This window comes from Paenibacillus sp. J22P277, from assembly GCF_059383675.1.
The window spans coordinates 344,006-358,587 of record NZ_JBXENS010000002.1; the positions used below are offsets into that span (position 1 = coordinate 344,006).

Consider the following 14,582-nt stretch of genomic DNA (forward strand, 5'->3'; position numbering starts at 1 on the left):
GACGTCCGGCACCGCTGAAAGGCGAATCCGCTCGGAGTCGGCCCGGCGCTGACGTGCCGTCGTATCTAATCGACTCCATTATAACTTGTACGTACAAGTGTGTCACGCCTTAATTTGCTTCCGCCGCCGGAACCGGTCCCGTCGATTGACGGATGATCAGCTTCGGATCGTACACGATATCGCCGGTCCCCTCGCCGCCGCCCGCCTCGTCCATCAGCTTCATGAGCAGCGCCACGGCATCCTCGCCCATCCGCGTCTTGGGATGCTCGAGCGTCGTCAGCTTCACTTCCGTCGCCGTCGCCAGATTCGCGTCGTCGAAGCCGACCATCGACAGGTCGGCCGGCACGGACAAGCCGCTCAGCCGAATCACGTCCAGGAGGCGCACGGCCAGCTCGTCGTTATAGCAGACGATCGCCGTCGGACGTTCGGCCGGATCGCGACGAAGCAGCTCCGCCAGCGCCTCCGCCGGCTTCGTCCCCTTCTCTTCCGTCGCGTAGCGGATCAGATGATCCGGCTGCAGCGGCAGCTTCCGTTCGCGCAGGCAGCGCATGAAGCCGCGCATGCGGAAGACGCCCTGGAAGTCGTCCGTCTTGAAGAAGCCGGCGATCCGTTTGTGGCCGAGCTTCGCCAAATGCTCTCCCGCGCGGAAGCCGCCCGTCTCGTCGTCGACCTTCAGGCACGGCGCGTCCAGGTCGCTGTAGCGCTCGTTCAGCATGACGAACGGAATCCGCCGCGCTTCGAGCGCCAGGAAATAATCGAGGTTGGGGTTGCCCTCCGCGCTCTTCGTCGGCTCGATGATCAGTCCGCCGAGCTGCTGCTGAAGCAGCATCGACTCGAGGCTCTCGCGCTCGCGCGCCTTCTCGTTGTCCGTGCTCGCGAGCAGCAGTCTCGCGCCCTGCAGCCGCAGCGCTGACTCGACGCCGCGCACGATGGTCGGGAAGATGTAATCCGAGATATGCGTCGTCATCATGCCGATCGTCAGCTTCTGCCGCGATTCCGCGCGCGCGCCGCCGCGATCGGCCTCGGCGACGAAAGTGCCCTTGCCCTGGGAGCGGTACAGCCAGCCCTCCGCTTCCAGATCGCCGAGCGCTTGGCGCACTGTTTGACGGCTGAAGCCGAAGCGGCCGGCGATCTCGTTCTCCGAAGGGAGCTTGTCATGCGGCTTGAACTGCGCCGTCGCGATCCACGAGACGATCTCCTCTTTCAATTGCCTGTATTTGGGCGTTTGCTGTTCCTTCACTCGGGCACCTCATGCTTTCTTGCTTTTGCTTGCTTGTATGGAAGTAGTATAGCATATGGCCAACTTGTACGTACATAAGAGGCACCGGGCAACGCTCTCCCGCGAACCACGCGCAAAACTAGACCTGCGTGCAATATACAGCCCCGTCCGGGGCAACGTAAAATGGAAGCGAAAGCATGCCATCCACGACGGAAAGGGAGGATCCGTATCATGCGTGAAGGGAACCGTTACTTACGCTTGGCCATTTTTCTGCTCGCGTTGCTGTTCGCGGTCTGCATCGTCATCCAGGCGTACCTGGCCGGCATGGCCGTCTTGGTGAACGCCGAGCATTGGCGGGATCACGCGTCGTTCATCCACGTCTTCGAATTCGTTCCGGTCGCCGTCTTCATCCTGACGTTCTTCGGGCGCGTTCGCGGTCTCGTCCGCTGGTTATCGCTGGCGTCGTACCTCCTCGTCATGCTGCAGTACATGACGGCGCATATCGGCGCGGACGCCCCTTATGTCTCGGCGCTGCATCCCGTCATCGCCATCGCCATGTTCTGGATGGCCGTCGTGACGGCGAAGCGCGCGTACCGCGCCTGGCGCGTCCGCCCCGGATAAACGGCAAAAAGCCGTCCAGCGGGGCATATCGCCCCGTGAACGGCTGCTCGTCCGTGCGCCCCGCGGTCCGGCGAACGGTTATTTCACTTCAATAACATAAGGGACCGTCACGACGCGGTCGTTCCGCTGGAACTGCCCCCATATCTTGTACAAGCCCGGCTCCGGGAACGACGTGTGAAACCGCGCTTTCGGTCCTCCGGCCTCGTCCATGGCGTGCACGTGCAGATAATGCTCCGCGCCGGCATCCATGATGACCACGTGTCCGGCTGCCCCGAGGTAAGGCTGCAGATCGCGGACGGCTTGCCCGTTCGCCGCATCGGCGAAGGAGAACGCGAGCTCCGCGTCTTCCCCGGCCTTCGGAGGCGATCCGAGCGAAAGCTTGACCGTCATGCCGTCCGCCGCGTGCTCCAGCTGCTTGTCCGCGGCCAGCGCCGGCTCCGTCATCCGCTTGCCGTTCGCGCCCGCCTCGACCCAAGCGCTCTGCCACTGCTGCTCGCCGCCCTGCGGTTTGAAGTCGGCAATCAGCTTATACCGCCCGGCGGAGGGCAGCGTCACGGTCGTTTCGAACACGCCGCGCACTTCCGTTTCCCGGGGATGCAGGTGCATGAACGTCGACAGCCCTTCGCTGACGATAATCAGATGAAGCTTCTTTTCGTGACTGACTTGAAGCCCCGCGTCGGGTTTGCCCGCGGCATCCGTCAACGTGATGCGGAGCGTGGCGTCCTCCCCGGCTTTCGGCGCTCCCGTCAACCAGGTCCATTTCGCGCCGTCCGCGACGCCCGCGCCCGCTTCCATGCCGGGCATTTCCATGCTCGCATCGCGATTCGCGTCTTCGTCATGTCCATGGTCCATATCCTTGTCCGCCATGCCATGCGTCGCATGGTCCTGTATCGCATCCGCGGCCGCAGGCCGGTCTTGCGGCTCCGCCTCGCTGTTCATCCAAAGGCCGATGCCGACGCCTGCCAGCAGCGACAGCGCCAGCACGATGCCCCGATTGCGGGCTTGCTTTCCATTTATTCTCAACAGTCGCGTCCTCGCCTTCCGCCGGCGGGAACGCGACGACAACCGTCGTTTCCCGTCAGCTATATCCCTGTTTTAACCGCTCGATCATGTAGTGCCGCACGTCCTCGGACAAATCCTCCCGGCGCAGGGCCAAATCGATCGTCGCCTGCACGAAGCCCAATTTATCCCCGACGTCGTAACGCTGGCCCTCGAATCGGAACGCGGTCACCGGGTTCGTCGCATTCAACCGCTGGAGGCTGTCCGTCAATTGAATCTCGCCGCCTTTGCCGGGCTTGGCATGCTCGAGCAGCTCGAAAATGCCGGGCTCCAGCACGTACCTGCCGACGATGGCCAGATTGGACGGGGCTTCGCCCGGGGACGGCTTCTCCACGAGTCCGCGGAGACGGCCGTCGGCGCTATCGGCCAGATCGACGATCCCGTATTTGTGCGTCTGATCCCAAGGCACCTCCATGACCGCGACGACCGACGATTCGCGCCGCCCGTACTGCTCGATCATCTGCGCGAGGCAAGGCCGTTCCGCCTGCAAGATATCGTCGCCGAGCAGCACCGCGAACGGCTCTTCTCCCACGAAACGGCGCGCGCACAATACCGCGTGGCCCAGGCCAAGCGGCGCGCCTTGCCGGATATAGACGATCTCCGCCAAACGGGATATGCCTCGGACCAACTCCAGCATTTCCGCTTTGCCCTGCGCTTCAAGCTCCGCCTCCAGCTCGAACGATTTATCGAAATGATCCTCGATCGCCCGCTTGTTGCGGCCGCTCACGATCATGATGCTTTCGATGCCGGAAGCGACCGCTTCCTCGACGATGTATTGAATGGCGGGCTTGTCGATGAGCGGCAGCATTTCCTTCGGCTGCGCCTTCGTAGCCGGCAAAAAACGCGTGCCGAGCCCTCCTGCCGGAATAATTGCCTTGCGAACCCGTTTCTCTGCCATGTCCATATTCGGTCCTCTCTTCTGTTTTGGCCAGAATGCCTGATTTTATACGGTGAAAGCCGCGAACGTACACCGCGGGATCCTTCGTTAGTGCGATCCGCCGATTGCCGGCCGTACGGCGGATTCGCGGGCTCGCGCCCCGTTCCTGTTGAAGCTAACGTATCACGACCGAAGATCGGAAGCAATGACCCTTGACATTTTCCCTTATTTATAATAATTTTAATTTAGGATTTATTATTAATTAGTTTCATTTCCAGAAGCTGCGGTTAAGAGTAGAAGGAAGCTTCCGCCCACGTGCAGTAACATCGCGAGCACAAGGCCGGCCGGATTGAAGGCCGTCGCCGCTAAGGCCATGCGGACATCCCAAGCCTAAGCTTGCCGACGGCAGCGAAGTTACGGCGGAAGCCGCGGTTATTTCGCCGGGCGCCTCGGCAAAATAGAGGGGTATCCCGGGCGAATGCGAGCCTACCGGCCGCAGCGCAAGCGCAGCAAGCAGCAACAGCGCAAGTACTCTATCTTATTAAAAAGGGAGATGCCGCACATGCCGACAAAAAAACTGCAAACGATCCTGAACAAACAAATCTCGACCTGGAGCGTACTCTACGTGAAGCTGCATAACTATCACTGGTACGTCAAAGGAAACCAGTTCTTCACGCTGCACGTGAAATTCCAGGAGCTCTACGAAGAAGCCACGCTGCATGTCGACGACATCGCGGAACGCTTGCTGACGATCGGCGGCGCGCCTTACGCCACGATGGCCGAGCATCTGGAGTATTCCACCGTTAAAGAAGCTTCGGGCAAAGAAACGGCCAGCGAGATGGTCGACGTCCTGATCGAGGACTTCACGAACGTCGCCTCCGAGCTGAAGGAAGGCATGGAAGCCGCCGAGGCCGCGGGCGACGAGACGACCAGCGATCTGCTGCTCGCCATTCACAAATCGCTCGAGAAACACACGTGGATGCTTAAAGCGTTCAACGGACGTTGATCGCCGATTAAACGCAGCAGCAGCAGCCGGGAGCATCTTCCCCCGCCTATACCGAAGACCGTTATCCGCGGCGCATGCCGCCGGATGACGGTCTTCTTTTCTATGCTCCCGTCAGCCGTACGAGAACCGCTGCCGGTATTTGCGCGGCGAGATGCCCTCGGCCCGCGTGAAGCACGAGGTGAAATACGCCGCCTGGTTGAAGCCGACCTCCTCCGCGATGCGGGCGACGGTATGGTCGGTCTGCAGCAGCATCAGCTTCGCCTGCTCGATGCGGTGATGCAGCAGGTACTCCATCGGCGTGCAGCCGTAGATCCGCTGCATGCAGCGTGCGATATAGACCGGATGAAAGTTCAGCCGTTCGCCGAGCTCCTGCGCGGTGACGGATTCGCGGTAATGCTTGCGCATATAGGCCGCAGCCAAGTCCGCGCACGCCGCGGCCGGGGTCGATTCCTCCTTCGCCATGGAAGCGGACAGCTGGCGCAGCACGTCTTGGAAGAGCGCTTGCTGATTCCATTTCGCGCTGCCGGAGTAGAAGCTTTGGTTCAGCTGAATGAGCTGCCCGATCAACTCGTCCACCTTGCCCGGTTGCAGCAGCCGCACGAATTGCGGGACTTGGATCTGGAAGGTATGCGTGGCGTACGACCACAGCGCCTGCGTGCGCTTCTCGTCGTACGGCTCGACGCCGTGCCTCGGCAGCTCGTCGTCGGTGACGGACCAGCTGCCCGTCGTCTGAAAGTGCAGCCAATAATAGGAGGTATAATCGTCGCAGCCCTTCGTCCCGTAATGATAGCTGTCCGGCCGGAGAATCAGCGCGCAGCCCTCGCCGACCTCGAAGGTCCGGTCCTCCTCCCCCATGTACAGACAGCCCTCGCGCACGACCAGCAGGTCGAACACCCCGACGTTCCGCCGGCTGACATGCCTGCCTCCCGGCGCGTAAAACGACGGTCCGCACAGCATGTAATGCGGCAGCGGCGGCACCGTGAACTGCAGCATGCTCATGAAAGCCCTTCCTTTCCCCGGCTGTCCTTCCCGGCCGATTCCAGAGGTTTGAAATTTGAAAGTTTCGGTTGTAAGCATCATACACTGCGCTCAGTATACCATCTATAATTTGAAAGTGAAACGCGCGCAAGGCGCATTCGGAATCGCAAGGCATCACGGGAGGTAAGCAAGCAGGATGGACGCAGCATCGGATCGCAAAAGCGGGCTTCGCTCGTATTCGTTATGGTCATTGTCTTGGCCGATCTTCATTGAATTGTTTCTCGCCACGCTGCTCGGCACCGTGGATACGTTGATGGTCAGCCGGGTATCCGACGACGCCGTCGCGGTGGTCGGGCTTTCCAACCAGCTCTTCAACGGGCTGAATACGCTGTTCATGACGATCACCGGCGGCGCCGGCATTCTCGTCGCCCAGAAGCTGGGCTCGCGCCGGCCGGAGGAAGCCCGTACGATCGCCATCATCGCGGCGAAGGTCACCGCGGTCATCGGCATCGGCATCAGCGCGCTTCTCTTCCTGCTGCCGGAACAGATCGCGCGGCTGATCCAGATGCCGGAGGAGCTTCTCCCGCTGGCCCGCACGTATATCTCCATCGCCGGCTGCGGACTCGCGCCCTTCGCGCTGTCGGCCGCGTTCAGCACCGTCATCCGCAACACGGGCAATACGCGCGGGCCGATGCTGACCGCAGTCGCCATCAACGTCCTGCACGTGCTGTTTAATTACGCGTTTATTTTCGGCGCGTTCGGCTTTCCGCAATGGGGACTTAAGGGCGTCGCGATCTCGACGTTCTCCTGCCGGATCATCATGATGCTCATCCTGGCCTACATGTTCGTCCATGCGTTCGAACGCAAGGTTGGAATCGCAGATGTTCGGCTGAGGGACCGCAAGCTGTTCAAGGAAGTGCTCCGCATCGGCTGGCCGCTCGGCGTCAATTCGTCCTGCTGGGTGCTTTCGCAAATGGTCATCTTCATGTTCCTGGCCGTCCTCGGCGCCAAGGAGCTCGCGACGCGCACGTATTTGAACACGCTGGAATCGTTCTGCTTCATGCTCGGCATGGCCGTCGCCATGGGCGTGCAGATCAAGATCGCCTACCTCTTCGGCTCCAAGCAGTATCAAGAAGCGTACAAAGACGCTTATCGCGCGCTCTATATCGGGCTGGCCATCGTCACGGTCAACGCCGTGCTGCTCGTCCTGCTCGGCCGTTGGTTCCTGGGCTTCTTCACCGAAGATCCCGAAATCATGCGCATGGGCATCTCGCTCCTCGCCCTCAACATCGTGCTGCAGCCGGGGAAAATGCTCAACATGGGCTTCAATTCCGGCCTGAACGCGGTCGGCGACACGCGCTTCCCGATGGTCACCGCCCTCATCTCCATGTGGGGCGTCGCTACCGGCCTGTCGTATTACTTCGGCCTGCACCTCGGCTGGGGGCTCGTCGCCATCTACTGCTGCATGATCGCCGACGAATACGTGCGCGGCATCCTCGCTTTCGTCCGCTGGCGGCAGCGGAAGTATCTGAACCGCGCCGAGCAGCGGGAGCTGCAGAGGTCGACCCCCGCGGCGCAGGGGATCGCTGCAAGCACGGGCAGCGGCGCGCAGTCTGGCGCGGAGGCGGCGGCCTCGAACGCCGTCGCCGCCCGCGCTTAAGGCGTGACGGCGGCGAGACGGAGCGCAGCGGGTTCAAGCGCAGCTCCATCGATTCTCGCCGCTCGCTGGGAGGCCGGTCAGAGCTTTCCGATTTCGCGCTGCCCGGCTGCTTCAAGCGCAGCTCGGCAGCATTTCTCGCCGCTCGGTTGGCGACTAGCCCGAGCTTTCCGATGCTGGAGCGGCTCTTCAAGCGCAGTTCGGCAGCAATTTTTGCCGCTCGCTTGCGGCGCGTGCGTTAAGCTGGCGGCAAGGGCGCCATCGTCAATTAGAAACCTGCGCCATAATGCAAAGAAGAGGCTCTCCGACAAGGAGAACCTCTTCTTTGCATTTATTCGAATCTATGCCGCGAGCCGGCATCCCCCGCCCGTCCGTGGCGAGCATGGCAGCGCATCGCCTTCGACGCCATGCCTTCGGGGCAGGACCAGACAATGCCGCTGCGCGACACCGACGCCGAATCGTCGGTTATTTCTTCTTGTTCGCCGCGATCTGCTCCGCCAGCTCGTTCAGGTATGCCCAGCGGTCCATCAGTTCCTCCAGCTTCGTTTCCAGCTGGGCCTGCTCGGCGAGCAATTCCTGCAGCAAGCCGGAATCGCTGGCGGAAGCTTCCATTTTCTCCTGCACCTTCTGCAGCGCCGATTCGGCCTTCGCGATGTCGGCATCGATCGTATCGAAATCCTTCTGCTCCTTGTACGTCATCTTCGTCGGCTTGGCAGGTTCCGTCTCGTCTTCGGCAGCCGGCTTCTTCGACGCGGCGGCGTCGGCTTTGCGCTCGGCGCTTTCGTTCGCCGCCGCCCGCACGCCATGCGCGGCCGCGTACGCCTGGTAATCCGTGAAATTGCCGACATGCTGCTCGATGACGCCGTTGCCCTCGAACGCGAAGATCCGTTCCGCCGTGCGGTCCAGGAAGTAGCGGTCATGGGATACCGTGAACACGACGCCGGGGAAATCGTCCAAGTAATCCTCCAGCACCGTCAACGTCAAGATATCGAGATCGTTCGTCGGCTCGTCCAGCAGCAGCACGTTCGGCGCTTCCATCAGGACGCGCAGCAGCTGCAGGCGGCGCTTCTCGCCGCCGGAGAGCTTCGCGATCGGCGTCCATTGCTGCGCGGGCGGGAACAGGAACCGCTCCAGCATCTGGCCCGCGGATATCGTCGAACCATCCGAGGTCGCGACCTGTTCCGCGCTCTCGCGAATATAATCGATAACGCGCAATGTCTCGTCCATCTCTTCGCGCTCCTGCGAGAACACGCCGAGCTTTACCGTCGGGCCAAGCTCGACGACGCCCTCGTCCGGTGCCAGCTTGCCGGCAATCAGCTTCAGCAGCGTCGACTTGCCGAGGCCGTTGCGCCCGACGATGCCGACGCGGTCCTCCGGCACCGCGATGTAGCTGAAGCCGTCGATGATCTTGCGGCCTTCGAAGGATTTGCTTAAGCCTTCGATCTCGAGAATCTTCCTCCCGAGCCGCGAGGAAGCGACGGACATTTCCAGCTTGCCGGCCGCCTTCTCCGGCCCTTGCGCGCTCAGCGACTCGAAGCGCTGAATCCGCGCCTGCTGCTTCGTCGAGCGCGCCTGCGCGCCGCGGCGCATCCAAGCGAGCTCGTTGCGCAGCAGATTCTGCCGCTTGGATTCGGAGGCCGCCTCCCGCTCCTCGCGGTCCAGCTTCAGCTCCAGAAACCGGCTGTAATTGGCGGAATAGAAGTACGCCTTTCCCTTGTCGAGCTCCAACGTCCGGTTGCTGACCCGGTCCAGGAAGTACCGGTCATGCGTAATCATGAGCAGCGCGCCCTTGCGCTTCTGCAGCATGCCCTCCAGCCACGCGACGGATTCGTTGTCGATGTGGTTGGTCGGTTCGTCCAGCAGCAGCACGTCGGCCGGTTGAATGAGCGCCGCGGCCATGGCGACGCGCTTGCGCTGCCCGCCGGAGAGAATGCCGAGCTTGGCGTCGAAGTTCAGGATGCCGAGCTTCGTCAGCGCGATCTTCGCGTCGCTCTCGATGCCCCACGCGTCCGCTTCGTTCATCCGCTGGTTCGCGCGGACAAGGCGCTCCTGCAGAGTCTCATCGCCGGGCTTCAGCTCCAATTCCCGCAGCGCCGCCGCATAGGCGCGCACGGCCTGCATCTGCGCGGAATCGCCGCCGAGCACGTGCTCCAGCACCGTCTCCTCGGGGTCGAATTGCGGATCCTGAGACAGCATCCGCACCGTCGTCCCGCCGACGACGAGGATCGAACCCGCATCGGGCGGCTCGATTCCCGCAACGACTTGCATGAACGTCGACTTCCCGGTGCCGTTTACCCCGATAATGCCGATTTTGTCGCCCGACTCCACGCCGAACGACACGTCTTGGAACAATATTTTCTCGCCGTAGCTCTTCGAAATATGATCAACCGTCAATACGTGCATAAGTGCTCCCGCCTAACGTTAGTAAATCGCAATGCGCGGCAAGCCGCCTCGCATTGTCCTCATCCAAACCAATCGCGCGCGGCGCGGCCTGGATTTCTCCGGAATGAAACGGCTGGCGCCCCCAAAGGAGACGCCAGCCGTTTCACCTTCTCTATTCACTTTAAACGAAGCCTACGCTCCGATCAAATCTTTCTTCGCGACTTCGCCCATCGCCTGCTCCGCGCGGATCGCGATCGCCGCCATCGTGCGGACCGCCTCCAGCGGGTATTTGCCGGCCGCCGTCTCGCCGGAGAGCATGACCGCGTCGGAGCCGTCCCATACCGCGTTCGCCACGTCGCACGCTTCGGCGCGGGTCGGGCGCGGATTGCTTTGCATGGATTCGAGCATTTGCGTCGCCGTGACGACGAACTTGCCGGCGCGGTTGCAGGCGCTGATCATCTGCTTCTGGGCCATCGGCACGTCCTCGATCGGAATTTCGACGCCAAGATCGCCGCGGGCGACCATGATGCTGTCGGATGCTTCCACGATCGCTTCGAGCTCGTCCAGGCCTTCCTGGTTCTCGATCTTGGACATCACCTGAATGTGGCCGGCGCCTTGCGCGGCCAGCATCGCTTTCACTTCCTGCACGTCTTCCGCGCGGCGGACGAACGACATCGCGATGATCTCCACGTTGTGCTCGATGCCGAAGGCGATGTGCAGCTTGTCCTTCTCCGTCACGCCCGGCAGGCTCGTGCGGATGCCCGGCAAGTTAACGCCTTTGCGGGACTTGATGATGCCGCCGTTCTGGATGACGCAGACGACGTCTGGTCCTTCGATGCGCACGACCTGCAGCTCGATCAAGCCGTCGTCGATCATGATGCGCGAACCGACGGAGACGTCTTGCGCCAGGTCGTACGAGACCGAGATCCGTTTCTCGGTGCCCAGCATTTGTTCCGTCGTCAGCGTCAAGAATTCGCCGGTTTTCAGCAGGTAGGAAGGCTCCTGCAGCAGGCCGGTGCGGATCTCCGGTCCCTTGATGTCCAGCATGATGGAGACGGGCACGTTCAGCTTCTTCGCGGCCGCGCGCACCAGCTCGAGGCGCTCCTTGTGGTCCGAAAGCTCTCCGTGCGCCAAGTTCAGTCTAGCTATATTCATGCCGGCCAGCAGCATATTCTCCAACATTTCTTCGGACATGCAGGCAGGTCCCATCGTACATACGATCGCTGTCTTCTTCATTCTGCTCACTCCCAGATCCTATTTTCATCGCTTCTTTCATTGTAGAAGATCGATTGCGCGAGCGCGATGAACTATAGTACAGTAGCTGTAGAATAGTACGATGAAGAGGACGAAAGTAACAGGAAGCGGATGAAGAAAGAGGAAACGGAGGCGATGCCATGTTCGACATCTTCGATATCCGGCAGGAACGCGGCATCCTGAAGAGCGAACAGCAGACGCTCGGCAGCGACAGCTTCACGCTGGTCTGGATCCGGTTCGGGCAGACGACCTTCCGCCTCGCCGGGCAGTTGACCACGTGCCGCAAGAACGACCTGCTGCTCATACCCGCAGGCGTGCCCGCGGCGGAGCTGCGCGGCGCCGGCAGCCTCCGCGAGAGCGTCGTCGTCCGCTTCAGCCCGGCCGATACCGCGACGGTGCTGCTGCTCCCCATCCTCGCCAGGCGGACGCCCCTGCGCTGGGTGACGCACATGCCCGAACTGCTGCTCGAAAAGCTGCTTTATATCGTGGAGCAGTGGTCCGCGAGGGACCGCTACTTCTCCATCATGTGCGCGGCGTTGCTGACGGAGCTGATGGTCACGGTCAGCCGGGAATACGACGAAGGCGAGAAAGCGCCCTCGTCCATTCACCATATCGAGGTGATGAAGCGGTACATCGACGACAATTACCGGGGCAAAATCACCAAGCTCGAGCTCGGCGGCTGCATCGGCGTCAGTCCCAACTACGCGGCCTCCCTGTTCCGCAAGGTGACGGGCATGACGATCAGCGACTACGTGCATCGCAGGAGAATGAAGACCGCGATCTACATGCTTCGCCACTCGCGGCTGACCGTCCAGGACATCTCGGATCATCTCGGCTACAGCGATCCCTCGTACTTTAACCGCATCTTCAAACGCATCGCCGGAAAGCTGCCCTCCGATATCATCGCGGAACGATCGGGCAGGGATTAGGGCAGCCGTGTTCTCCGGCACCGTGATCGGGTCTTACCGATTCAAGCTCGTCCGTCTAAAAAATTACTGAAGCGCAAAAAACCCAAAGCCTGCCGCGATGGCAGCCCTTGGGCTCTATGCTCGAAGCCAAAACGTCTACACCATCTCCGTCCGCGGCGCTTCGAACTCCAGCTCCGCGTCGCCGGTCGGCGAGAGCGGAATCGCGATCATGCGCACGGACTCCATCATGCGGAGCATGTTCTTCAGCTCGAACGGCGTGCGCACGCCGCGGGTCAGCCAATCGGAGATGTCTTCCGGCTCCAGGATGGCGGGCATTTGCGGCTCGTACGGCGCGATCAACCCGTTGGCCTTGGTCATGAGCATCGTGCAGGTGCGCATCTCTTCCCCCGACGCTTGGCGGAACACGTCGTAGAGGCCGGCCACGGCGAACGTGCCGCTGCGCATCGTGATTTTGACGCGGTGCACTTCCTTGCCCTCGGTCCGGGCGACGTAGAAGCCGCTGCACGGAATGATGCAGCGCTGCTTGTTCGCGATCCGCTCGTAGATCGGTTTCTCGAACAGCTTCATGCTGTCCATTCGTACGGAATCCTTCGCCCAATACGGCACCATTCCCCAGCGGAATTCGTCCAGGACCCTTTCGTTCTTGCGGTGGATGATCGCGGACACGGATTCCGTCGGGTGAATTTCATACCGGTTGGATGTATGGAACAGGACATTGTCGAGCCCGAAACGCTCCGTCAGCTCGGATGAAGCGGCCGTGATGGAAATCGCTTGACACATGGCGTAAACCTCCTCTTGTTTTGGCTATTATGGCCGGTTTTTCCAGAAATATGTATACTTCCGGCAATTCGCCCTAATCAATCCATCCAGAGGAGGTCCTACCTGCATGAAAGAGATGCCAAGCGAGCCCGCCGCGGCGGATATGCCGCTGTTCTTTCGGGGGGAGCGGCTGCTGCCCTACGCCTCGCTGATCGACAACCCGATGCCGGTCTTCGTCAATCTCGTGCAAGAATCGTTCGAGCTGCGCATGCACGCGCATGATTTCATCGAAATCTGCCTGGTCGCCGAAGGCGCCGGCGTTCACTATATCGATACGGCGCAGCTGCCCGTCGCGCGCGGCGATCTGTTCTTTATTCCGGTCGGCATCGCCCACGTCTTCCGTCCGGCGGCGAAGGGCCGGCCGCTCGCGTTGTACAATTGCATCCTGACCGCCGAGCAGCTCGGCAAGCTGTTGCAGGCCGTACATGCCGAACCGGAGATCTCCGCCTTTTACCGGGAGCTCGGGACCGGACAGGCATGGTTCCATCTGCATGATCGCGGCGAGGCGGCACGGCAGCTCTTTCAACGGCTGCACCTCGAATTCACGGCGCGAAGGGCCGGATTCATGGCCGCGTTGTCCGCGCTGACGGTGGAGCTGTTGATCCTGCTGTACCGGCAACGTACCGAGCCGCCGCCGCTCCGCCATGCGGCTTCCGCCGAGCCGATCTCCTCTTCGATGCAAGAGCTGCTTGCCCACATCCGCGCGAATTGCGCCGCCGAGCTGCACGCTGCCGACATGGCGGCGAGGCTCGGCATCGGCGAACGCCAATTCCAGCGAATCTTCAAGCGCGCGACCGGCGTGACGTTCCTCGGCTACGTGCAGAGCGCGCGTATCGACCTCGGCTGCAGGCTGCTGCTGGAGACGACGGACGCCGTCGGCCAAATCGCGGTCCGCTCCGGCTATCAGGACACGAAGTTTTTCAATCGGCTGTTCAAGCGAAAAACCGGCGTCGCGCCGAGTCGATACCGCGCTTCCTTGCATCCGGATCAGCCTGAAGTCAGTCCGTCAGAATCACCGGCCCGGCGCCCGTGATGGCCACCGTATGCTCGTACTGCGCTCCCCAGGAGCCGTCGAACGTCCGGGCCGTCCAGCCGTCCGCGTCGATGGCGATGTCCGGACGCCCCGTCACGAAGATCGGCTCGATCGTAATGACCATGCCCTCCTTCAGCTTCCTGCCGGTCCCGGCTTTGCCCGTGTGATGCACCTGCGGATCCTCGTGCATCTTCCTTCCGATGCCGTGCCCGATAAAGGCTTCCACGACCGCAAAGCGCTCGCGGTCCGCGACGGCTTGAACGGCGCTGCCAATGTCGCCAAGCCGGTTGCCCGCAACCGCCTGCGCGATGCCCTGATACAGCGCGTGCTTCGTCGCGTTCATCAACCGCTCCATGTCGCGGTTCACCCGCCCGACCCCGTAGGTCCAAGCCGAATCCGCCATCCATCCGTCCAGCTCGGCCACCATGTCGATCGTGACGATTTCCCCCTCCCGCAGCGGGACGTCCTTCGGGAGGCCGTGACACACCACTTCGCAGGCGGAGGCGCAGGTGGCGTACGTATAGCCTTTGTACCCCTTTTGAGCCGGCTTCGCGCCGCAGCTCTGCATGTAGGTCTCCGCGAAGCGGTCGATTTCCAGCGTCGTGACGCCGGGCCTGATCCGCCTGCCGATCTCGCGGTGACAGGCCGCTACGACGCGCCCCGCCTTGCGAATGCGTTCGATTTCTTCCGTCGTCTTGCATTGAATCACAGGCCATCCCTCCAATAACGTCCTGCCGGGCAACTGCTT

General features: G+C 61.8%; 12 protein-coding genes and 1 pseudogene. 5 read left to right on the forward strand and 8 right to left on the reverse strand.

Features of this window, described 5'->3' with window-relative positions:
- Positions 1-109: 109 nt before the first annotated feature.
- Positions 110-1,240: a GntR family transcriptional regulator gene (locus AC50YL_RS06175; protein WP_494830226.1), complete on the reverse strand. Its 1,131-nt coding sequence runs from the start codon at positions 1,238-1,240 to the stop codon at positions 110-112.
- 210 nt (positions 1,241-1,450) lie between these two features.
- On the opposite strand from AC50YL_RS06175, the gene AC50YL_RS06180 reads away from it, so the two are divergent.
- Positions 1,451-1,840: a DUF6220 domain-containing protein gene (locus tag AC50YL_RS06180; protein WP_494830228.1), complete on the forward strand. Its 390-nt coding sequence runs from the start codon at positions 1,451-1,453 to the stop codon at positions 1,838-1,840.
- Positions 1,841-1,918: 78 nt separating this feature from the next.
- On the opposite strand, the gene AC50YL_RS06185 is transcribed toward AC50YL_RS06180, so the two are convergent.
- Positions 1,919-2,863 (reverse strand): DUF8832 domain-containing protein, encoded by a 945-nt coding sequence (locus AC50YL_RS06185; protein WP_494830229.1) that lies wholly within the window; start codon positions 2,861-2,863, stop codon positions 1,919-1,921.
- 55 nt (positions 2,864-2,918) lie between these two features.
- Positions 2,919-3,797 carry a UTP--glucose-1-phosphate uridylyltransferase GalU gene (galU, locus tag AC50YL_RS06190; RefSeq protein WP_494830230.1) on the reverse strand — a complete coding sequence of 293 codons (879 nt, stop codon included), beginning with the start codon at positions 3,795-3,797 and terminating at the stop codon, positions 2,919-2,921.
- A 541-nt stretch (positions 3,798-4,338) separates the two neighbouring features.
- Between galU and AC50YL_RS06195 the strand changes: the two genes are divergently transcribed.
- Positions 4,339-4,782, forward strand: a complete 444-nt coding sequence (locus tag AC50YL_RS06195) for a Dps family protein (RefSeq protein ID WP_494830231.1) — start codon at positions 4,339-4,341, stop codon at positions 4,780-4,782.
- Between the two features lie 111 nt (positions 4,783-4,893).
- On the opposite strand, the gene AC50YL_RS06200 is transcribed toward AC50YL_RS06195, so the two are convergent.
- Positions 4,894-5,781 carry a helix-turn-helix domain-containing protein gene (locus tag AC50YL_RS06200; protein WP_494830232.1) on the reverse strand — a complete coding sequence of 296 codons (888 nt, stop codon included), beginning with the start codon at positions 5,779-5,781 and terminating at the stop codon, positions 4,894-4,896.
- A gap of 175 nt (positions 5,782-5,956) precedes the next feature.
- Here AC50YL_RS06200 and AC50YL_RS06205 point away from each other — a divergent pair, with 175 nt between their 5' ends.
- Positions 5,957-7,420, forward strand: a complete 1,464-nt coding sequence (locus tag AC50YL_RS06205; RefSeq protein WP_494830233.1) for an MATE family efflux transporter — start codon at positions 5,957-5,959, stop codon at positions 7,418-7,420.
- 462 nt (positions 7,421-7,882) lie between these two features.
- Here AC50YL_RS06205 and AC50YL_RS06210 read toward each other — a convergent pair whose 3' ends face one another.
- Together AC50YL_RS06210 and pyk are read right to left on the reverse strand one after the other, a co-directional pair.
- Complete coding sequence (locus AC50YL_RS06210) at positions 7,883-9,820, reverse strand: ABC-F family ATP-binding cassette domain-containing protein (RefSeq protein ID WP_494830235.1); 1,938 nt, start codon at positions 9,818-9,820, stop codon at positions 7,883-7,885.
- Positions 9,821-10,027: 207 nt separating this feature from the next.
- Positions 10,028-11,035, reverse strand: a pseudogene (pyk, locus tag AC50YL_RS06215) (pyruvate kinase); the annotation flags it as partial.
- 158 nt (positions 11,036-11,193) lie between these two features.
- Here pyk and AC50YL_RS06220 point away from each other — a divergent pair.
- A complete protein-coding gene (locus tag AC50YL_RS06220) occupies positions 11,194-11,982 on the forward strand; it encodes an AraC family transcriptional regulator (protein ID WP_494830237.1) in 789 nt (262 codons plus the stop codon).
- 135 nt (positions 11,983-12,117) lie between these two features.
- Here AC50YL_RS06220 and AC50YL_RS06225 read toward each other — a convergent pair whose 3' ends face one another.
- On the reverse strand, positions 12,118-12,762 hold the full coding sequence (locus AC50YL_RS06225; RefSeq protein WP_494830239.1) for an SOS response-associated peptidase: 645 nt from the start codon (positions 12,760-12,762) through the stop codon (positions 12,118-12,120).
- Positions 12,763-12,868: 106 nt separating this feature from the next.
- On the opposite strand from AC50YL_RS06225, the gene AC50YL_RS06230 reads away from it, so the two are divergent.
- On the forward strand, positions 12,869-13,834 hold the full coding sequence (locus tag AC50YL_RS06230; RefSeq protein ID WP_494830241.1) for a helix-turn-helix domain-containing protein: 966 nt from the start codon (positions 12,869-12,871) through the stop codon (positions 13,832-13,834).
- On the opposite strand, the gene map is transcribed toward AC50YL_RS06230, so the two are convergent.
- Positions 13,800-14,543, reverse strand: coding sequence for a type I methionyl aminopeptidase (gene map, locus AC50YL_RS06235; protein ID WP_494830243.1), 744 nt, complete (start codon positions 14,541-14,543; stop codon positions 13,800-13,802). The two genes, AC50YL_RS06230 and map, sit on opposite strands and share 35 nt — an antisense overlap.
- Between the last annotated feature and the right edge of the window lie 39 nt (positions 14,544-14,582).